This window comes from Desulfofundulus salinus, assembly GCF_003627965.1.
Lineage (GTDB): Bacteria > Bacillota > Desulfotomaculia > Desulfotomaculales > Desulfovirgulaceae > Desulfofundulus > Desulfofundulus salinus.
In genome coordinates, this window is the sequence record NZ_RBWE01000001.1 from 1,711,015 (window position 1) to 1,729,004 (window position 17,990).

22 protein-coding genes and 1 tRNA gene are annotated in these 17,990 nt (G+C 52.8%); 10 read left to right on the forward strand and 13 right to left on the reverse strand.

Annotation, left to right across the window (positions count from 1 at the left end; genetic code table 11):
- The first annotated feature begins 66 nt into the window (after positions 1-66).
- The 8 genes from D7024_RS08720 (at position 67) to cooS (ending at position 7,711) form a co-directional block, all read left to right on the forward strand.
- Positions 67-711, forward strand: coding sequence for a bifunctional 4-hydroxy-2-oxoglutarate aldolase/2-dehydro-3-deoxy-phosphogluconate aldolase (locus tag D7024_RS08720; RefSeq protein WP_121451443.1), 645 nt, complete (start codon positions 67-69; stop codon positions 709-711).
- A 40-nt stretch (positions 712-751) separates the two neighbouring features.
- On the forward strand, positions 752-1,702 hold the full coding sequence (locus tag D7024_RS08725) for a sugar kinase (protein WP_121451444.1): 951 nt from the start codon (positions 752-754) through the stop codon (positions 1,700-1,702).
- Positions 1,702-2,343, forward strand: a complete 642-nt coding sequence (locus D7024_RS08730) for a bifunctional 4-hydroxy-2-oxoglutarate aldolase/2-dehydro-3-deoxy-phosphogluconate aldolase (protein WP_121451445.1) — start codon at positions 1,702-1,704, stop codon at positions 2,341-2,343. Before D7024_RS08725 ends, D7024_RS08730 begins: the two co-directional genes overlap by 1 nt.
- A complete protein-coding gene (locus D7024_RS08735) occupies positions 2,344-3,273 on the forward strand; it encodes a phosphoglycerate dehydrogenase (RefSeq protein ID WP_121451446.1) in 930 nt (309 codons plus the stop codon).
- Positions 3,274-3,297: 24 nt separating this feature from the next.
- Positions 3,298-4,293, forward strand: a complete 996-nt coding sequence (locus tag D7024_RS08740) for a C-terminal binding protein (protein ID WP_121451447.1) — start codon at positions 3,298-3,300, stop codon at positions 4,291-4,293.
- Positions 4,294-4,455: 162 nt separating this feature from the next.
- Entirely contained in the window at positions 4,456-5,109 is a 654-nt protein-coding gene (locus D7024_RS08745) for an HAD-IA family hydrolase (RefSeq protein ID WP_121451448.1), read from the forward strand.
- Positions 5,110-5,186: 77 nt separating this feature from the next.
- Positions 5,187-5,558 (forward strand): methylglyoxal synthase, encoded by a 372-nt coding sequence (gene mgsA, locus D7024_RS08750; RefSeq protein WP_121451449.1) that lies wholly within the window; start codon positions 5,187-5,189, stop codon positions 5,556-5,558.
- Between the two features lie 242 nt (positions 5,559-5,800).
- Positions 5,801-7,711, forward strand: a complete 1,911-nt coding sequence (gene cooS, locus D7024_RS08755; RefSeq protein ID WP_121451450.1) for an anaerobic carbon-monoxide dehydrogenase catalytic subunit — start codon at positions 5,801-5,803, stop codon at positions 7,709-7,711.
- Positions 7,712-7,867: 156 nt separating this feature from the next.
- On the opposite strand, the gene D7024_RS08760 is transcribed toward cooS, so the two are convergent.
- Positions 7,868-8,155: a DUF3795 domain-containing protein gene (locus D7024_RS08760; RefSeq protein ID WP_121451451.1), complete on the reverse strand. Its 288-nt coding sequence runs from the start codon at positions 8,153-8,155 to the stop codon at positions 7,868-7,870.
- 204 nt (positions 8,156-8,359) lie between these two features.
- Between D7024_RS08760 and D7024_RS08765 the strand changes: the two genes are divergently transcribed.
- Positions 8,360-8,437, forward strand: a tRNA-Pro gene (locus D7024_RS08765).
- A gap of 91 nt (positions 8,438-8,528) precedes the next feature.
- Here D7024_RS08765 and D7024_RS08770 read toward each other — a convergent pair.
- From D7024_RS08770 to D7024_RS08830, 12 genes are all read right to left on the reverse strand, one after another.
- Positions 8,529-9,710, reverse strand: a complete 1,182-nt coding sequence (locus D7024_RS08770; protein ID WP_121451452.1) for a tyrosine-type recombinase/integrase — start codon at positions 9,708-9,710, stop codon at positions 8,529-8,531.
- Between the two features lie 48 nt (positions 9,711-9,758).
- The gene (locus D7024_RS08775) at positions 9,759-10,148 is read right to left on the reverse strand and encodes a hypothetical protein (protein ID WP_121451453.1); all 390 of its coding nucleotides are present in this window, start codon (positions 10,146-10,148) and stop codon (positions 9,759-9,761) included.
- A gap of 662 nt (positions 10,149-10,810) precedes the next feature.
- Positions 10,811-11,134 carry a helix-turn-helix domain-containing protein gene (locus D7024_RS08780; protein WP_121451454.1) on the reverse strand — a complete coding sequence of 108 codons (324 nt, stop codon included), beginning with the start codon at positions 11,132-11,134 and terminating at the stop codon, positions 10,811-10,813.
- Between the two features lie 330 nt (positions 11,135-11,464).
- The gene (locus tag D7024_RS08790; RefSeq protein WP_121451456.1) at positions 11,465-11,848 is read right to left on the reverse strand and encodes a hypothetical protein; all 384 of its coding nucleotides are present in this window, start codon (positions 11,846-11,848) and stop codon (positions 11,465-11,467) included.
- Entirely contained in the window at positions 11,845-12,108 is a 264-nt protein-coding gene (locus D7024_RS08795; protein WP_073167516.1) for a helix-turn-helix domain-containing protein, read from the reverse strand. Before D7024_RS08795 ends, D7024_RS08790 begins: the two co-directional genes overlap by 4 nt.
- Positions 12,109-12,165: 57 nt before the next feature.
- Positions 12,166-12,600, reverse strand: a complete 435-nt coding sequence (locus tag D7024_RS08800) for a helix-turn-helix domain-containing protein (RefSeq protein ID WP_165859319.1) — start codon at positions 12,598-12,600, stop codon at positions 12,166-12,168.
- Positions 12,601-12,646: 46 nt separating this feature from the next.
- Positions 12,647-12,856 (reverse strand): hypothetical protein, encoded by a 210-nt coding sequence (locus D7024_RS08805; RefSeq protein WP_121451458.1) that lies wholly within the window; start codon positions 12,854-12,856, stop codon positions 12,647-12,649.
- On the reverse strand, positions 12,843-13,325 hold the full coding sequence (locus D7024_RS08810) for a hypothetical protein (protein WP_121451459.1): 483 nt from the start codon (positions 13,323-13,325) through the stop codon (positions 12,843-12,845). The genes D7024_RS08805 and D7024_RS08810 overlap by 14 nt, the downstream gene beginning before the upstream one ends.
- A 111-nt stretch (positions 13,326-13,436) precedes the next feature.
- Complete coding sequence (locus tag D7024_RS08815; RefSeq protein WP_121451460.1) at positions 13,437-13,889, reverse strand: hypothetical protein; 453 nt, start codon at positions 13,887-13,889, stop codon at positions 13,437-13,439.
- A gap of 139 nt (positions 13,890-14,028) precedes the next feature.
- Positions 14,029-15,546 carry a YfjI family protein gene (locus tag D7024_RS08820; RefSeq protein ID WP_125185642.1) on the reverse strand — a complete coding sequence of 506 codons (1,518 nt, stop codon included), beginning with the start codon at positions 15,544-15,546 and terminating at the stop codon, positions 14,029-14,031.
- A 35-nt stretch (positions 15,547-15,581) separates the two neighbouring features.
- The gene (locus D7024_RS08825; RefSeq protein ID WP_165859320.1) at positions 15,582-16,166 is read right to left on the reverse strand and encodes a CHC2 zinc finger domain-containing protein; all 585 of its coding nucleotides are present in this window, start codon (positions 16,164-16,166) and stop codon (positions 15,582-15,584) included.
- A gap of 70 nt (positions 16,167-16,236) precedes the next feature.
- Positions 16,237-16,440, reverse strand: a complete 204-nt coding sequence (locus D7024_RS08830; RefSeq protein WP_073167520.1) for a helix-turn-helix domain-containing protein — start codon at positions 16,438-16,440, stop codon at positions 16,237-16,239.
- 91 nt (positions 16,441-16,531) lie between these two features.
- On the opposite strand from D7024_RS08830, the gene D7024_RS08835 reads away from it, so the two are divergent.
- Positions 16,532-17,551 carry a hypothetical protein gene (locus tag D7024_RS08835; protein WP_121451463.1) on the forward strand — a complete coding sequence of 340 codons (1,020 nt, stop codon included), beginning with the start codon at positions 16,532-16,534 and terminating at the stop codon, positions 17,549-17,551.
- Positions 17,552-17,990: the final 439 nt, after the last annotated feature.

Below are 17,990 nucleotides of genomic sequence, written 5' to 3' on the forward strand. Positions count from 1 at the left end.
AGATACCATAATATGAAACAACCAGGCGCTTTGGCCCCAGAGCAAAGAAAAACCGAGGTGAATTTAATGAGTTTGGATCTGATAACAGATACCGGTCTCGTTGTTATTATTCGGGGAACGAAAAAGGAAGAATTGTTACCGGTAGTTGATGCTCTTCGGGAAGGAGGTGTTAAGGTAATAGAGGTAACCTGCAACACTCCGGGAGCCCTGGAAATGATCGGTGAACTAAGGAACAAATTTGGTAACGAATTATCAGTAGGAGCCGGTACGGTACTGGACCGGGAAACAGCCAGGCTGGCTATTTTAGCAGGGGCTCAATTTCTCATCTCACCGCACCTTTCCAGAGAGGTAGTAGAATTAGGAAATCTCTACGGTAAGGCAGTGATACCGGGAATAATGACTCCCACTGAAATTGCCCAGGCCCTCCAATGGGGCGTAAAGATGGTGAAGGTATTTCCGGCAGCGGCTCTCGGGGCGAAATATTTTACTGACGTTTTAGGTCCCCTTGCTCAAACACAGCTGATGGCAGTGGGTGGTGTAAATATTGCTAATGCCGGTGACTTTCTGCAGGCTGGGGCAACGGCTCTAGGCATTGGCAGCGATCTGGTAAACAGAGAGGTAGCACGAAGGGGTAGCTACCGGGAAATTACCGCTAAAGCAAGGCAATATTTAAAAATAATCACCGAGGTAAGACAAAAAAACGTCCAATGACTACTGACTTTACAATTCGTTTTTAAGGGAGAGGACTAAGATGCCGGAAGTAGTTACACTGGGAGAAACCATGGTTCTGATGAACCCGGATAGTTCCGGACCTTTAAAATATGTTACTCGCTTTACCAAACAGATTGGTGGCGCCGAATCCAACTTTGCCATTGGTGTTGTCCGGCTCGGACATGGTGCCGGCTGGATCAGCCGAGTGGGTAATGATGAATTTGGCAAGTATATAGTAGCTTTCATTCGGGGAGAAGGGGTTGATACGTCTCAGGTTAAGTTTGATCCCGATGCCCCTACCGGATTGTACTTCAAGGAACGGCGGGAGTACGGCGAAAGTAAAGTGTACTATTATCGCCGGGGCTCTGCTGCGAGCCGGCTTTCCCCGGAAGATCTTGATCCTGACTATATTGGGTCAGCTAAGTTTTTGCATGTTACCGGAATCACGCCGGCACTGAGTGAATCATGCTACCGTACTGTCAAAGAGGCAATCAAAATTGCCAAAAGCCGGGGGGTAAAAGTCTCCCTGGATCCCAACATCCGGCTGAAGCTGTGGAGCAAGGAACGCGCCAGAGAGGTCATTATGGAGTTAGCCACCCAGGCTGATATTATTCTGCCCGGTCTCAGTGAAGGAGCCATTCTGGTCGGGGAAAGGGAACCGGAGAAAATTGCCGCTAAATTTCTGGACCAGGGAATAGAAACGGTTGTGGTTAAGTTGGGAAAAGAAGGTGCTTATTTTGCTTCAGGCTCAGAGAGCAAATTTGTACCTGGTTATCCAATTGAAAGAGTGGTTGACCCCATCGGAGCCGGGGATGGATTTGCCGCCGGCTTTATCGCCGGTTTGCTCAAGGGTTATAGTATTGAAGAATCAGTGAAGCTGGCCAACGCTGTGGGCGCGCTGGCCACTACCGTGACCGGTGATGTGGAAGGGTTGCCCACCATGGAAGAGGTTGCTGTCTTTCAAGGAAAAAAGGAGGGGGTTGATCGTTAATGAAAGGATTGGAGAAACTTAGAGCCAGTGGTGTCGTGGCGGTAGTCCGGGGAGCCAAAGCCGAAAGTATCCTTAACATAGCACGGGCTTTAAAAGCCGGTGGTGTCACTGCCATTGAGATTACCGTGGATGCTCCCGGGGCGATGGAGATGATCAAGCAACTTACCTCCGGGCTGGGAGATGAGGTGTGGGTTGGAGCCGGAACCGTCCTGGATGGAGAAACTGCCAGGCTGGCCATTCTGGCCGGAGCGGAGTTTATTGTCTCCCCCAGCCTCCACCCGGACGTCATTACCACCTGTAAGCGCTACGGAAAAATTATAATCCCCGGGGCGATGACTCCTACCGAAATTGTAAAAGCCTACGAACTGGGAGGAGACGTGATCAAGGTTTTCCCTGCCGGTGTTTTAGGGCCTCAATATATCAAGGATGTACGCGGACCTCTGGGGCACATTCCACTAATACCCACAGGGGGCGTCGACCTGCATAACGCCGCCGATTTCATCCGGGCCGGCTGTATAGCCATCGGGGTGGGCGGTTCCCTGATCTCTCGAAAGGATGTTGTGGAAGGAAACTGGGAGTCGATTACTAAAAAAGCCCGCCAGTTCGTAGAAACGGTCCGGCTAGCGAGGTCGGAACGATAAGTGAAACCTACAGTTCTTATTTCCTCAGCTTCTTTTGGCAGGCTGTCCGGAGATGCTCTTGAGCTCCTGGCCAGGGCAAAGGTTAAAGTTGTGCATAACCCATTCGGCCGCACCCCGACCGAGGATGAAATGGTAGGGCTGATCCAGGGGATAGACGGGGTAATTGTCGGTACCGAACCCATAAGTGCTCGGGTTCTGGAACGAGCGGATCGGTTGAAGGTAATTGTTAGAAGAGGTACCGGGCTGGACAATATTGATCTGGCAATAGCCCGGCGAAAGGGTGTGCAGGTATTTAATACCCCGGGAACTGTTGAGGATTCGGTAGCCGAATTAACAATGGGGCTCATCCTTGCTTTGGCCCGACAATTGACAGTACTGGATAAAGCCCTTAAAAATAACCGGTGGTGGAAGCTGCCAGGTATTGAACTGGCTGGAAAGATTCTGGGTCTCGTGGGATTGGGACGAATCGGCCAGGCAGTGGCCGAAAGGGCCAAAGCATTTAAGATGAGGGTTATCTATTACAGCCGTACCAGGCGGTTTGATCTCGAAGAACGACTTGGGGTAACCTTTATGCGGTTGGACCAACTGTTGCAAGAGAGCGATTTTGTAACCCTCCATGTACCTTTAAGTAAGGAAACCACGGGTCTGATTGGAGAACGAGAATTAGCCCTGATGAAGCCTGCGGCCTTTCTCATTAATACAGCCAGGGGTGCGGTGATTGACGAAGAGGCATTATATCGCTTTTTAGAGGAGGGGCGGATAGCCGGAGCAGCTTTGGACGTGTTCAAGCAAGAACCTCTCCGCGATAGCCGGCTTCAAAAACTGGATAATGTTATTCTCACCCCTCACGTTGGTACCTACACGAAAGAAGCTGCCCAGAAAATGGATCTCAAGGCGGCCGAATTAGTCTTGAAAGTTCTTCAACCCTAAAAATTTCCGAAAGAGGTGGAGAAGATGAGTCAATTCAAGGTTGTGGTAACCGATTACGAGTATGGAAACCTTAAGTATGAAGAGGAGGTCCTGGCACGGGCTGGTATTACCCTGGTCCCTGCCCAGTGCCGGACCGAAGAAGAATTAATTGCCGCCTGTAAAGATGCCCACGGCCTGTTAAACCAGTATGCTCAAATTACAAGGCGCGTCATTGAGGCGCTGGATAACTGTAAAGTAATTGCCCGTTACGGGGTAGGAGTAAATACTATTGACCTTGCGGCGGCGACGGAAAAGGGGATTTGTGTGGTCAATGTGCCAGATTATTGCATGGACGAAGTTTCCGATCACGCTCTTGCCCTGCTGCTGGCCTGTGCCCGGAAAGTAGTTCTGTTAAATAACAGCGTGAAAGCAGGGACATGGGATTACAAAATAAGCAGGCCTATTTCACGCCTTCGGGGTCAAACCCTGGGAATTGTCGGATTTGGCCGTATACCCCGCACCCTGGCGGAAAAAGCAAAACCTTTTGGTTTTCATCTGCTGGTATATGATCCCTATCTTACCCAGGCAGACGTAGAACCTTACGGAGCTACTTTGGTTGAGTTGGAGGAGCTGCTGGCTAAATCTGACTTTGTTTCTGTGCATGCTCCGTTAACCCCGGAAACTTATCACCTGATTGGTGAAAAAGAATTGGGGTTGATGAAGCCCAGCGCATTCATTATTAATACCTCAAGAGGTCCTGTTATCGATGAAAAGGCCCTCATTAAAGCTTTGCAAGAGGGGCGCATTGCCGGAGCAGGGCTGGATGTCTTGGAAGAAGAGCCTGCTCCCCGGGATAATCCTCTGCTGACCATGGATAATGTCATTATCAACCCCCATGTTGCATGGTACTCCGAGCAAGCTGAAATAGAGCTGCGGACAAAGGCGGCCCAGGGAGTGGTAGAAGTGTTGCAAGGTTATTATCCCAGAAACCTGGTAAACAAAGAAGTTAAAGATAAAGTACATTTAAAAAGGCTACCGTAGCATAGAAGCGTGGTTTCAGGCTTCCAGGCTGTTGACAAAGGTGGTATTTTAAAAGCTTTAAATTTTGCATTAAAACAATATGAGATTTTTAAGAAGCTGAAGCGTGATTATTACGCTTCAGCTTTTTGGGTTGTTTAACTTACTTTTAAGGCCGGTGAATAAATGTTTAAAGGAATTCTTTTTGATCTGGACGGGACATTGATAGATACCCTACAGCTAATTGAAGAATGCTACCGTTTCACCTTTCACAAAAAAACTGGCCTGGACGTACCTGTTCAAAAAATTATGAAGCACCTGGGACTTCCCTTGAAGGATATCTGTACCATTTTTGCTCCAGACAGGGTTGAAGAAGCCATAAGTTATTACTTAGAAACCTATGACCGGCTCCATGACCGGCTTATCAAGGTATATCCCGGGGTATGGGAAGTTTTAGACCATATAAAGGACAATGGTCTCAAACTGGGAGTTGTTACGTCCAAAAACCGAACCAATACCGACAAGGCGTTAAATCTGTTTGGACTGGAGCAGTTTTTGGATGTAATAGTTAGTTCAGACGATTGTCGGCTTCATAAACCACATCCTGAGCCCGTAATAAAAGCATTAAGATTTTTGCAGATTGATCCCGGGCAAGTCCTTTTGATAGGTGACAGCCCTTATGATATTAGGGCCGGAAAAGCCGCCGGTGTTAAAACAGGCGGCATAACGTGGGGGGTATCTACCAGTGAGGAACTACTGGCTTATCAACCCGATTTTTTGCTAGGGGGTCTAAATGAAGTTTTGGACATCATTGGCCTGACCGGGAAGGCACGAAGGTAAATGTTTACCGGAGTAGAGATTATTCTTAGTTTCCCTGATTGGGCGTTTTAATAAGATTTTTTTTAGGAGGCAAAAATATGGAGATTGCCCTTATTGCCCATGATAAGAAGAAAGAAGAAATGATTAAGTTAATTAAAGAGAACAAGGATCTTTTCAGCAGGCACAGCCTGATAGCAACCGGTACAACCGGGAAGATGATTAAGGATAAAACAGGACTTGCTGTCGAGTGTCTTATGTCAGGGCCATTGGGAGGAGACCAGCAGATTGGCAGTAGGATCGCTGCAGGTGAGGTGGACCTTGTGATTTTTTTGAGGGACCCGCTGACCGCCCAACCTCATGAACCGGATATTAGTGCCTTGATAAGAATTTGCGACGTCCACAACATACCTATTGCGACTAATTTGGGAACAGCTAAGTTAGTGTTACAAGCATTGGCGACAATGGAGTAAGAAGTATTGCCTTATTCCATTGATTTTTCTTTAGCTGCTGAGCTATTAAAAGGGGTTTTTTAGAGCCTGGAACCAGGCGCCGAGTATCGCTTAATAGCCAGTTTACTGCTGGAAGGAACTGCCGGGATAATACTTTACTTTTTCCCCGGGGTTCCTGTATTGCTTTTCACAAGCACCTCCACCATGTATACACCTTCCTTCTCCGGGCATTACTAAAAAAAATGTTTCCGGGAGGAAGACAGATGGCCAAAAGGGAAAGGGTCCAGCTAGGCGGCCGGGTCAGTGTGCACGACTCGGTCCAGGAAATGTATGAGCATATACACCGGGACGGTTTAACCAATGTATGGGATCGCTTTGACCCCCAGGAGAAAATCCGCTGTAACTTTTGCCTGGCGGGGGTTAGCTGCCAGCTGTGCACCAACGGGCCCTGCCGCATTTCCGACAAAACCGATGCCATTTTGGGCGTATGCGGCATCGACCGCAACGCTATGGCCATGCGGGACATGCTTTTGCGCAACGTGATGGGTACCGCCACCTATACTCACCACGCCTATGAAGCCTTCCGCACCCTCAAGGCCACGGCTCAGGGGAAAACGCCTTTTACCATCACAGATAAAGATAAACTGTACAGCTTCGCCGGGCAGGTGAAGGTAGATACCAACGGTTCTCCCGAACAGGTGGCCATTCGCCTGGCCGATTTTCTGAACAGCGAACTTTACCGCGACTACGATGAACCCAGCACCATGGTGGAAGCTTTCGCCCCCGAACCACGGAAAAAATTATGGCGGGAACTGGCCATTTACCCTGCCGGAGTGATGCATGAAATTAAAGACGCCACTGCCAGCTGCCTGACCAATGTGGACGGGGACTTTGTTTCCTTGGCCAAAAAGGGTCTGCGCCTGGGCATAGCCTGTATATACGGCGCCCAGATCGGCCTGGAAATGGTGCAGGACATCCTTTTTGGCACCCCCATGCCCCATGAGGTGGAAGTGGACCTGGGCATCATGGACCCGGAGTACGTGAACATCGTGTTCAACGGACATGAACCCTGGATTGGCGTAGCCACCATCCTGGCCGCCCGGGACCCCCAGGTCCAGGCCCAGGCCCGGGAGGCAGGCGCCAGGGGCGTGCGGGTGACCGGTTCCATCGAAAGCGGCCAGGAGGTACTCCAGCGGTTTGCCATCGATGAAGTCTTCCGGGGATTAACGGGAAACTGGCTGACCATTGAACCCCTGTTGGCCACCGGTACGGTAGACGTCTTTGCCATGGACGAAAACTGCTCACCCCCCTGGCTGGCCCCTTATGCCGAAAAATACGGTGTCACCCTGGTATGCGTTTCCGACCTGGTGCGCATGCCCGGGGTGGAAAAACACCTGGACTATAAGCCTACGGAAGTGGCCGGTCAGGCCCGGGAACTGATCCGCCTGGGCATTGAAAATTTTAAGAAACGTCACGGCCGCATTAAACCCAGGGTGCCCCGGAAAGTGCAAAAGGCCATTGCCGGATTTTCCACCGAAGCGGTACTCAAAGCACTGGGGGGCAGGCTGGACCCCCTGGTGGATGTACTTAAGGCCGGAAAAATTAAAGGTGTGGTGGCCCTGGTCAACTGCACCACCATTTCCACCGGTCCCCACGACTACATGACCGTGGGGTTGGCGAGAGAAATGATCCGGCGCAACATACTGATAGTCAGCGGCGGTTGCGGTAATCACGCCCTGGAAGTGGCTGGCTTGGCCAGCCTGGAAGCGGCAGAGCAGGCGGGGGAAGGCCTGCGGGAGATCTGCCGGTCTTTAAATATCCCTCCGGTGCTCAGTTTCGGTACCTGTACCGATACGGGGCGCATTTCCATGCTGGTCACCGCCGTGGCCAACCACCTGGGGGTGGACACCAGTGCTTTGCCCGTGGCCGTAACCGCGCCGCAGTACCTGGAGCAAAAGGCCACCATTGACGGGCTTTTTGCCCTGGCCTTTGGGCTTTACACCCATCTTTCACCCACTCCTCCGGTAACCGGGGGCCCCGAACTGGTCAAGCTGCTGACCGAAGATCTGGAAGGCATTACCGGTGGGAAGGTTGCCCTGGGAGACGATCCGGTGCAAGCAGCCAATGGTATTGAGGAACACATTAACAAAAAACGTGCCGCCCTGGGAATTTAAGCATTAGCTGAGCGGAAAAGGTTCAATCAAAATCTTTTAGGAAAGCATCATTCGCCGACAACCCACGTCCACGCGACCAAATACGGCGCAGTAACGAAAAAGTGCGCCCGGAAACCAGGTTTAAACCCCTTGCCATGTTCCATGGCGAGGGGTTTCTTAATGCTGGGGACCGGATCGGCGCCTGTACATTTGCAAAAAACTCAGGCTCAACGGATAGGGACCACGCTCATAGCGGGAACAGGGAAACTCGGAACAATCCCGGGAGCAGTAATCGATGTTCCGGGTAATAGCGCAGGCCAGCACGGGGCAGCGAAAACCCAACTGTTCCTGAAAGTTGATTTTGGCCCGGGCTTCAATGCTGTTGCCGGGACCGCAGGACGCACATTTGCCCCGGTTGTACAGACCACAGGCATCGCAGGCCAGCCCACAGGGACCGGTAGCCATGAAAAAACCTCCTTAAATAATTAAAAAAACAGCATGATGGCATTGCAAACACGGCATTCCGGGAAATATTTTACCTATCGCTTTTTGCCGTTTCAATGACTTCTTGTTTTTCTTAGAGAGCGCGTCCACTCTGGCCCAGCAACACCTAACCCCTTGACATTGGGTTAAGGATACAGTAAAATTAATAATGCAAGCAGGTAATGTCGGGGCGTAGCTCAGTTTGGCTAGAGCGCTACCTTGGGGTGGTAGAGGTCGCACGTTCGAGTCGTGTCGCTCCGACCAGAAAAATCAAGGCTTCCGGGGTTCGGAAGCTGACCACAAAAGGCAGTTGACCACAATTTTGACCACAATGAGAATTGATGGTCTGTTGTGGTCATTGCCTTTTTGGGGCCACATTCAACAGGGAGGACAGCTTTTCCACCGCCCGGCGCTTGTCGTCCAACCCACTGTGGCAGTAGGTTCCCAGTGTCGTGCGGATGTCGGCATGTCCCATCAGCGCCTGCAGGTTCCTGGGGTTTTCTCCAGCCTGGGCAATAGCATTCCCGAATGTATGCCGCAGGGTGTGTACCCTTATTTCTTCCCGCAGGCCAGTTTTCTTCAGAATGCTTTTCAGCTTCCGCAAAAAGTTTCTCGGGTCAATGGGCTTTCCTGTGGAGGTACAGAAAACCAGGTCGTTGTCCTCGTATTCCCTCCCGAAGAAAAGCCTCTCTTCGTTCTGCCGGGCCTTATGCCTCTTCAACTCCTGGACCACCTCGGGGAGCAGGGGAATGGTCCTCTTCCCGCTTTCTGTCTTAGGCTCGGAAAAGACCAGCTCCGTTTTGCCCGGTTCGATTTCCACCCTGGACAGGGATTCACGAACGGTTATAGTCCCGGCCTTGAAGTCAACATCACTCCAGCGCAGGGCCAGCAGCTCACCCCTCCGCAGGCCGGTGAACAGGTCCAGCAGGAAGGCCGCATACAGACGGTCACCCCTGGCAGCCTCCAGGAATTTGGTCACTTCTTCCTCTGTCAGCGGTTCAACCTCTCTGTACTTTACCTGTGGCCGTTCCGTATACTCGGCAGGGTTGTTCAGAATGACCCTCTGCTTGACGGCCTGTTTTAAGCTGCCGTTGATTATCTGGTGCAGTATGGCAATGACACTGCTGGAGTGTGTTTGGGCCTTCTCGTTGTAAAACTCCTGGATGTGTTCCGTGGCCAGTTTCTGCAGCTCGATGTGACCCAGGGCAGGGACGATGTGCGTCCTGGTGTTAATCTGGTATTTGGCATATGTACTCTGCCGCACCTTCGGCTTTACAAACAGCTCCAGCCAGCGATTGACCCACTCACCGAAGAGGATTTTCTGCGGTTCAACGTAAGTGCCGGTCCTTACGGCGGTCAGGTATGCATCCCGCTTTTCAATAGCCTCGGCCTGTGTTTTGCCGTAGAAGTGTTTAAACTTCGGTTTGCCGGTAACAGGGTCTATTCCTACAGTAATCCTTGCCTCCCAACGTCCATCAGGCCGCTTCCTGACAAGCCCTTCACCGCTCGCCCGTTTCTTCGTCTTTCTCTTCGCCATAATGTCCCCTCCTTCCTATTTTGGCTACAGGGCCGGGATATTTCCCGGTTAGTGTGATTGTACCTGCCCGCCCGCTTCGATGGCTTCCAGGGCCTTCTGGAGCGGTCCGGCTATGTCCGGCCTGGCATGGTATCGCTCCACCAGCCGCCGCACCGCCCGGATCGCGCTTTCCCGCCTCCAGTCCGGTGTTGGCTCCAGGGCCTCCGGCGGGGCCAGCTCCCGTAACTGCCGCATCAGCCGGGCCTTTTCCTCAGCCGTTAGCACCCACCCGCGCCCGAATCCGTTCAGCATCTCCTGTTCCAGCCGCCGTTCGGCTTCCTCCAGGGTCTTGCCCAGGAAGGTCGTGGCCGTCCTGACCTTCCCGTTCTCCCGGTAAGAGTGCTTGAAATAAGCATACTTTCGCTTACCACGGCTGCCCGCAAACCACGTTATATACATGTAACCTGATCACCTCCTAATAACAGGTTATACAATTACCAGAGGGCAGTCAATGCCTTTTTTTCTGACAAAATACGACACGGCCTCTTTTGGGGATGGTCGTAACGCCAACACCCTTCTAAGGGGCCATCGTTACGATGATGCCCAGGGCAGGTGGTCAGCGAAACGATTTCGGTGACCATCACCGTTACGATGATGGGCAGGGGACGGTCGTTACAACCACCCCTTTGTAATCCTCCCGGCCTTAATGAGCGCATTACCGCCCGGAAGTATCCCCAGCCGGGGCCTTCTCCCCTGGAGGCCGCATTTTATGCGGGTTTGGCGGGCCTTTTGCTTCCCGCCTGCTCCGGTGTGGCTTGTTCGCACGAAACAGCTATGCCAGCGTAGCAGAAAAAGGGGTAGGGAACGGCAGTCCAGGGAAACAGCAGTTAAAACTTACCTGTGACCGGTCAGGGTATGCCTCCTGTTTCCACCCTGGCTGCTGGTGCGAAACGTGCTTCGCAATATTCGCACCCGAAAGCCAGGGTTGGTTCCGGCGGAAATGGGGCGGGCCGGGAAAGGGCCGCTGGAGGGCTGTAAAAGGCCCTATAAGGCCATGAAAAAACCGAGTAGGTATTCCCTCTTGCCCGCTCAATAACCCTTGCTCTCAGGGCCGTCCTGCGTCATTCCAGGGGCCACCGGTAGACCAACACCTGGCCGGTGGGGATGTCCACCAGGACCACCGGCGGGGCTATCGTCCACCAGGGAGTAACCCCCCTGAAGCAAGAAGGGGTGATAAGCTGCCGGGGCTTCTTCTTGCCAATGGCCTGCCTTGGCCTGGCCTTCGCTTTTTCCCGGATGTCTTCATGGAAAGCCCGGTCGGTGTCGGAAAGCCATAACCTCACCGTCTCGCGGGAGACGTCCAGCCTGTCGGCTATCTCGCGGAGTGCCATGCCTGCCTTCCGGAAGTTCCGGGCCATTGCCATTTTTGTTTCCCGCTCCCGCACGTTTCAAACCCTCCCTCGTTATGATACACTACAGGCATGGAGAGGACAGTTTTATGCCCGCTCTGCGGGGAAACAATGGCTCAACAAAAGCTGCGGGGAGACACCTTCTGGGAGTGCCCCGGGTGTTCCTGCGAAGTGTGGCCGTATGATCCTGCCGTAGAAAAAGAGGTCCGGAAGTTGATGGCTCCTTCTGCCGGCAAAAAGAAGAAGGGTTCCGGCGGACGGAGGAAGTCCAGGTTTAAATCAAAAAAGCCTGGGGAAAAATTTATCCCCTGGTATCGGCGGTAACCGGGGACGAAGCATTTGCCGGGCAGAAGCGCCCGGCTTATTTTACCTGGGATAGGGCCGGCCGCATTCCGAGCAGGTTTCCCATACCGGGGAAAACAATATGCCTTGCAAAAACTCCAGCGGGTCTATGTCCCGGCGGTAGCCTTCCCGCCAGCAGACAACCAGGGCCTCCAAGAATTTTTGTGGGGAAAAGTCAAAATGGTTAAGCAAGACGGCTTCCTCGTCAGGGGTTAGCACCCTACCAAAAACCAGGGGAAGGAAATGACGCACTTTTTCTCTGTACCTGCGTGGGTTATTGGAAACATATGTAGAAAGAAGCAACCTGACAATGTACCTGCTTTGCTTTACCCGCTCCTGCTGGCGTTTTTGTCTCCACTTTCTCAAGTATTCCGCCTGTTTTTCTTTGTTCCGGTAGGGCATTATCAATGCACCGTCCCTTCCTTCGGTTCGCCCCGCCGCCAGCGCGTATATTCCGTAATCAGCTCAAAGGGAAGTCCGGCCTTGTAGATGGCGTATACCAGCCGCTCAGGGAGGGGGGCAGGATAATGGCCTTTCTCCAAGCTGTAAACGACATTGTACGACGTACCGAGCAATCGGGCCAATTCCGCGCGGGTTAAGCCCTGTTCTTTCCTCCAGGCCACAAACGGATTTTCGCCAGCCTGTTCAAACCTTCGCTTGAAGTCCATGTGCAACCCTCCTTTCTTTCGGGGGTAAGTGGACGGCCAGGTTTCCCCGGCCGCCATCTATGTCACGGCCTGTTGCCGCGCCTTTTGCAGCCGCTGCCAGTGGTGGAAGTCGCCAAATCCCTGCATGACGCCAGGAGAGGTTTCCTCATAATGACACACATCTCTTTCGTCGATGAACCTGCCGGCTGTCTGGCGCCGTTCGTTTAAAACTTTTATGGTTTCGTCAATATCTTCTTCGGTCTTGTCCACTCTGGGAGGTTTCTCTTTGGGTCTCTCCGGGGGGCGGTAGTCACTGAACAGGTCTGCCAGCTTGACGCCCAGGGCATCCGCAAACCTCCTGTCGGTGTCGTATCCCCACGGTGTGCGTCCCCAGGAGTCTTCCGCCCGCTCAACCTGCAACACCCAGGCGGGGTGGAGGTTGGCCTTTCGTGCCAGTTCCCTAACTGATAAGCCCGCTTTTTCTCTAAAGTACCGCACTTGGTTGGTTCCCATTAAATTTTCCTCCTTTGCATAGCATAAAGCCATTTAGTGTGCCGGTTTAGTGGGGGGGCCGGGAAGACCCAGCCGCCCCATATGTTAACGGCCTGGCCGGGCCGGTTCGTTGTTTCCGCTCCCGCGCCCGGATGATGGCCTTGCCGCGCCGTATGGCCGCCTTCCAAAGCTCGGGGTCGCGGGCCAGCAGGGAGATAAGTTCCGTTTCGGTGAGAAACAGCCTGCACCTGGTAAGCCGTATCTCAATCAGCCGCATGCGTCCGCCACCCCTCGGGGGAATGCCACCGTTTCCCGGCTGCTTCCACCACGGGCAGGGGGGAAGCAAAAATCGTGTCCAGCACCTGCGCCTGCTCATCGGTAAGGTTCCAGGTCCTGTCGCAGCCGAACATCTGAATGACTTCGTCCGCCGTCAGCGGTCGCTGATCCCGGTAGGCTGTAACCACGTCCCAAATGGCCCTCTCGAAAACCTGTGCCGCCTTCCGGCAGCCGGCCATGTCCCTGGCCCGATATGCCCGGTCAAACTGTTGCTCTGCTTCGGTGATGGCTTCCACCAACTCCGGGTGGTGCTTCTCGGCCCAGGGTATGGACCCGGTGACGTAGGTGTTTTTCGCCCGTTCAAGGACCTCCCGGAACAGGGCTTCGGCCTGGCGGGGGTCGAACGTACCAACGTCACCAAGTATGGCCGTTTGAGGAGAAATTTTAAACTCGGCCAACCATTTCCCCATCGCTTTTACCCCCCTTACATACCTACCCCACAAAAATTTTCCCTAAAAGGGTCAGGTAAGGTACTGACACCGCTGACGTTGGTCACTAAAATACGGTATTGCTGGCATATGTTAGTCGCCAACGTCACCAATGTCGGTACGTGCCTGGGGCGTTTGGGGGTAAATTTTTTCAATCTCCCCTCCCGATAGCCGCAGGTGTTTGGCGAATATGCGACACATTGCCTGATGAATGTATGCCTCTTCACCCACCGGGCAGGGGGCAATAGAAATAATGGTTGGGCCGTTACCATAAACGACAGTCTGTTTGCTCCTGGGGAGTTTTTTATCTATACACCACCGGGCAAACATCGCCTCAAAAACACCGGCAATTTCGTACCTGCCCTCTTCCGTAAGTGAAAACCCTGCACGCTGGACGGGCAGCAGGTCACAGTAGTACTCGCCATATTTCCTACCTCTGGCAAAAAACGCATATGGAAAGATTTTGTCGCAACACTCCTGCCACGCACCCTTTACTCTGTCACCGTTCCAAAGGGGAGTCTTGAGAAATCTCTTATCCCAAACCATCCTGCATGCACCTCTCAAAAAAATTTTTCCTCAAACGGCCGGTAAGGTACTGACATTGGTGACATAGGTCACTATAAAGTGGCAACGCTGTCATTCATTAGGTACCAACGTCACCAATGTCGGTACCTTCCGGGTGCGTTTACGGGAAAATTTTTGGGTTCACACGGTACACGATTTTGGGCTGCCGTCCAGGAACATCTTCGGGCACCGGCTTTAACCAGCCAGCATCCACAAGCTCATCACATGCCGCCTGGACCAGTTCCCTGCTGTTAAGCAAGTACCATCCCTTGCGGTAAACATCCCGCACAGTAAAACCATCTTTCAAAACGCGTTTTTGGATTTTCTTTGCCAGCTCCGCCGCCGCCCGCTGGCCAACACTTCCCACCAGGCCATAAATCCGCCTGGCGTGCGATTCAAGGTAATCGCACCACGCTGCGGCCATCTTTGCTGCTTTAAGCGAAACATCACCTTCCGCAGCACCTGCCGCAATGTCGATCAGGTGAATAATGAGGGCCAGGCTCGGCATCAAGCTGCGGTATTTACTCAGATGCTCTAACAGTGCAGGAGGGTCATCCCGCCTCAGTTTCTCGTTCTCGAGCTCTGTCAGCCATTCGTAAAAAAGGTCCTGGGCTTCGTTATCAAAACGAAAGTATGGAATTCTCTCGCCCTCGTCCAGTCGGGCACCGTAGGCCACGAAGTCCATCTTATCCAGGCGCTCAATCACCTTAAAAGCTAGTTCCTGTGCCTTCTTATCAGGGTAACGGTCCACCAGTTCCCAGTCCCCGAGTTCATCGGGGAAAACCAGCAACTGCAACCTTTGCATTAGGCCGTCGTTTTCTAATTCGTTCATTGCCTGGTGGAGGTAGGCCAGTAGTTTCGCCGGCTGGATACCGCCCAGGATGGACACACAAAGGTTGTCCACGTGGATCGTCCCCCTCCCTATGCGGTCGGTGGTCATGCTCCCGTAACCATTCCACGCCTCCAAATAAAAGGCACGGTCCGTTTCTCTACCTTCTTTGTCCCAACCTGCCAGTAAGCCGATTAATTCATCTCTAAACAGGAGGATTCCACGCGGGTTTTCCGAAAGCAATTCGCTCATCTTCTCGATTGTCGCATCGTTCGTTCGGTAGCGCCTCCAGACGGGGGGTTCAGGCTCCTTCAGGTTTAGATATTGCTGGCGCAGTTCTGCCAAAGATAGTCCCTCGGTCTTTTTCTTACCCTTCGTTGCTTCTAGCATTTTTGATTTAAGGGCTTCCTTCTGCGCCTTGAAAAGCTCTCTGTCCGCCTCATATTCTTTCATCGCGGCTTCGTATTCTTTACGCGCACGCACCTCCAATGGGACCAAGGGCTTTAAAGCCTCCGCGAGTGCGGGGGTCTTCAACTTTCCGGGTCGGGCTATAGGACCACCCCAAAGGTTGGGTACCACAAGCCAATCGTCATATTTTTTGGGTCTTATCCCGCATCCCGTGCCGATTATTGATCCGGTCATAATGATGGTAGGAACGGCAACAAAGTCGGCGGGGCACTGCATCCGATAGGAAACGTCCATTACCCACGGTCTGAACGGTTCTGGAATTATTTCTGGGGGAAGTTTTTCCACAGGCAGTAGATAAGTCCCGAGAGGCTCCGGGTCCGGCCAATCCTCGACGGTGGTCAACAATTCCGCCTGCTCGTCCTGGGTCAGAAGCTCCGTCACACAACCCACGGGAACCACCTCCGGGCATACCGCCAGGCCTCCACCTGCCGGGCCGGGTCTCGGGACGTTAACTCGTCCAACACATATTCCAAGAGGGGCTGGGCGTGGACGAGTCTACTCAGTCGTTTGTAATCCTCGGGCGTCCGCAGGCTCCGGAAAATGCACCGGTGCAGCATGGCCAACCGCTGGCGAATCCGCTCAAGGTCGGCCTTGAAAGCCTGCTCAATCTCCCTTTGGCGGGCCGCTTCCTCTGTTTTGCGCCTGGTCTCCGAGGAAAGGGGCCGGTTATTCACCGGCAGGCCAAAGTCGCGGCATATTTGCCGGGCCGCTTCGATGGGCCGCAGGTTAAACAACCGGGACACCAAGTCCGTCGCATCGCCGTGGGCCTGGCATCCGAAACAACGCCATCTGCCATCAGGGAAAAGGACCAGGGACGGGTTGTTGTCTTGGTGGAAAGGGCACCTGGTCAACCACCGGCTGCCAGCCCGCCGCAGTTCCAGGCCATAACGCCGGGCCACATCGGTAAGAGGAATTTCCCTGGTCAGCTGAAAAACATCGTGGGAACGTGCTATACTATGCATAGAGAGCATCGCCTCCATCACAAGTTGCTCCACATCCCCTTTTCGTCCACCCGGCCGCCGCCGGGGTTTTTTATTTTGCTTCCCGATTCCACCAATCGATGAAAGCCTGTTTATTAATAATCCACCGGCGGCCAATCTGCTTCGCGGGAAACCCCTGACTCCGAACGAGCTGGTAGGCTCTCGCCTCGGCAATGCCGAGAATCCGCGCTACCTCTCGCGGGCCGATGAAATCGCCCACATCATTGAGATTCAGTCGGTTGCTGGCAGTCCGCATGCAAAGTCACCCTCCTGTAAACGGCTTGTCTTACTCTCATCTGATATTATATAATGCAGGTGAAAACCGATGAAAACCAGGAGGGACAACCGTGTTTCCTGGCTTCGTGGAAGTGCCGAAGAAGTTTTCCGTTCCGGTGTGCGCTTCCGCCTGGACCGAAGAAAGGCCTTTGCCGCTCGAAACGGCCATGCGCCTTTCGGCGTTTGCAAGCGCAATGGAAAAGGTAGCGGGGGAAAGGCCCGACATTAAGCCGACCGAAACGTACCTTTGCTGGCGTTCCGGGCCGGGGAGGAAAAAGGTGGAAGGGGGGCGGGCAGTGGCCGCTTTGCTTAATTGCGGTTACACTATGGACGCGGCGGAAGAAATAAAAGGTTTCTATCTTTCCTATGGCCCCCTCTTGAATAAAAAAGAAGCCCCTCTCCGGGAGATCCTGCGCTTGGTTTGGAGTTTTCACATAATCGCTTACAGCATTCTTCCATCGCTTCACCCGGAAGGGTTTGATATTGGCGTAGAAAACGTCATTAATCCGCTCAAAATAGCGGTCTATGTTCACAATATGATGGGGGAGAAACCCAAAACGTTTTACCCTACACCGAACAAAAACGGGTTCAACTTTCATAGCGGAAGCAGTTGGCCTGTTTTTCCTACACCGCCGGGGGAAGCAAGCAGGGAAGAAATCATCGAATGGCTCAAGACGCAAGCATGGAAGAATGCTGCGCAATGGCTGGGTAAGTATGCCAGAATCAACATAAGGGCACAGAAGGATAGCCTGACCTTTCACATCACACCGGAAAATCTGTTTACCTACGTCCTGGCTTATTCGGTTTTCGGCTCCCAGGAAAGCAAGACTTGCGCCTGCGGTTGCGGCCTTCCCGCTCTTCATGGAAACTACTACAACGCCACGCATAAACGCCGGTGCATAAGTACCCGGCCAAAACAGAAGGCCATCGCTTACTTTTACAAAATGCTGGACGGCAAAAATAACCGGGAACGGCATGAAGAGGTTAAGAAGGAGATAAACCGGTTGTGGAGTGCGGGGGTGGAGGATTACGAAACGCTGATAAGAAAGACGAAAGCCTTTGTAAGAAAGAGGTTCGGGGTGGTTCTGTGAACAAACGTTTGACCACAATCTTGACCACAATAAAGATGAAAATACATAAAGGCAGACAGAGAAACAAAAGGAAACAAAAAAGCCTCAATCCCTTGCGGGACAAGGCTTCCGGGGAATGGATAAAATTAGAAGAGACCAGAAAAAACACGCCGCTTTAAATTGGGGTGGTAGAGGTCGCACGTTCGAGTCGTGTCGCTCCGACCAAAGGAAAGCCCGCAAGGCCGCATAAATAAGGCTGTGCGGGCTTTTATTTTAGCATAAGGCCGGACGGAGTTGCGGAAGGAATGATTGCCGCAGGGAATTGGATATTTTTCCCCTGCGGCTTTTTCCTGCGTACCACTGCTTCATAACACACGATTTCTCCCCTGCACAAATTATTTGCATTCACCACCCTCACCCTCATTTTTCACAAGAAATCGCCGATATAATACTTGAGGTT

Coding starts and splice junctions, on each gene's coding strand:
- D7024_RS08720 (WP_121451443.1), top strand. CDS start 67: ATGAGTTTGGATCTGATAACAGATACCGGTCTCGTTGTTATTATTCGG.
- D7024_RS08725 (WP_121451444.1), top strand. CDS start 752: ATGCCGGAAGTAGTTACACTGGGAGAAACCATGGTTCTGATGAACCCG.
- D7024_RS08730 (WP_121451445.1), top strand. CDS start 1,702: ATGAAAGGATTGGAGAAACTTAGAGCCAGTGGTGTCGTGGCGGTAGTC.
- D7024_RS08740 (WP_121451447.1), top strand. CDS start 3,298: ATGAGTCAATTCAAGGTTGTGGTAACCGATTACGAGTATGGAAACCTT.
- D7024_RS08745 (WP_121451448.1), top strand. CDS start 4,456: ATGTTTAAAGGAATTCTTTTTGATCTGGACGGGACATTGATAGATACC.
- mgsA (WP_121451449.1), top strand. CDS start 5,187: ATGGAGATTGCCCTTATTGCCCATGATAAGAAGAAAGAAGAAATGATT.
- cooS (WP_121451450.1), top strand. CDS start 5,801: ATGGCCAAAAGGGAAAGGGTCCAGCTAGGCGGCCGGGTCAGTGTGCAC.
- D7024_RS08760 (WP_121451451.1), bottom strand. CDS start 8,155: ATGGCTACCGGTCCCTGTGGGCTGGCCTGCGATGCCTGTGGTCTGTAC.
- D7024_RS08770 (WP_121451452.1), bottom strand. CDS start 9,710: ATGGCGAAGAGAAAGACGAAGAAACGGGCGAGCGGTGAAGGGCTTGTC.
- D7024_RS08775 (WP_121451453.1), bottom strand. CDS start 10,148: ATGTATATAACGTGGTTTGCGGGCAGCCGTGGTAAGCGAAAGTATGCT.
- D7024_RS08795 (WP_073167516.1), bottom strand. CDS start 12,108: ATGGACTTCAAGCGAAGGTTTGAACAGGCTGGCGAAAATCCGTTTGTG.
- D7024_RS08800 (WP_165859319.1), bottom strand. CDS start 12,600: ATGGGAACCAACCAAGTGCGGTACTTTAGAGAAAAAGCGGGCTTATCA.
- D7024_RS08805 (WP_121451458.1), bottom strand. CDS start 12,856: ATGCGGCTGATTGAGATACGGCTTACCAGGTGCAGGCTGTTTCTCACC.
- D7024_RS08810 (WP_121451459.1), bottom strand. CDS start 13,325: ATGGGGAAATGGTTGGCCGAGTTTAAAATTTCTCCTCAAACGGCCATA.
- D7024_RS08815 (WP_121451460.1), bottom strand. CDS start 13,889: ATGGTTTGGGATAAGAGATTTCTCAAGACTCCCCTTTGGAACGGTGAC.
- D7024_RS08825 (WP_165859320.1), bottom strand. CDS start 16,166: ATGCATAGTATAGCACGTTCCCACGATGTTTTTCAGCTGACCAGGGAA.
- D7024_RS08830 (WP_073167520.1), bottom strand. CDS start 16,440: ATGCGGACTGCCAGCAACCGACTGAATCTCAATGATGTGGGCGATTTC.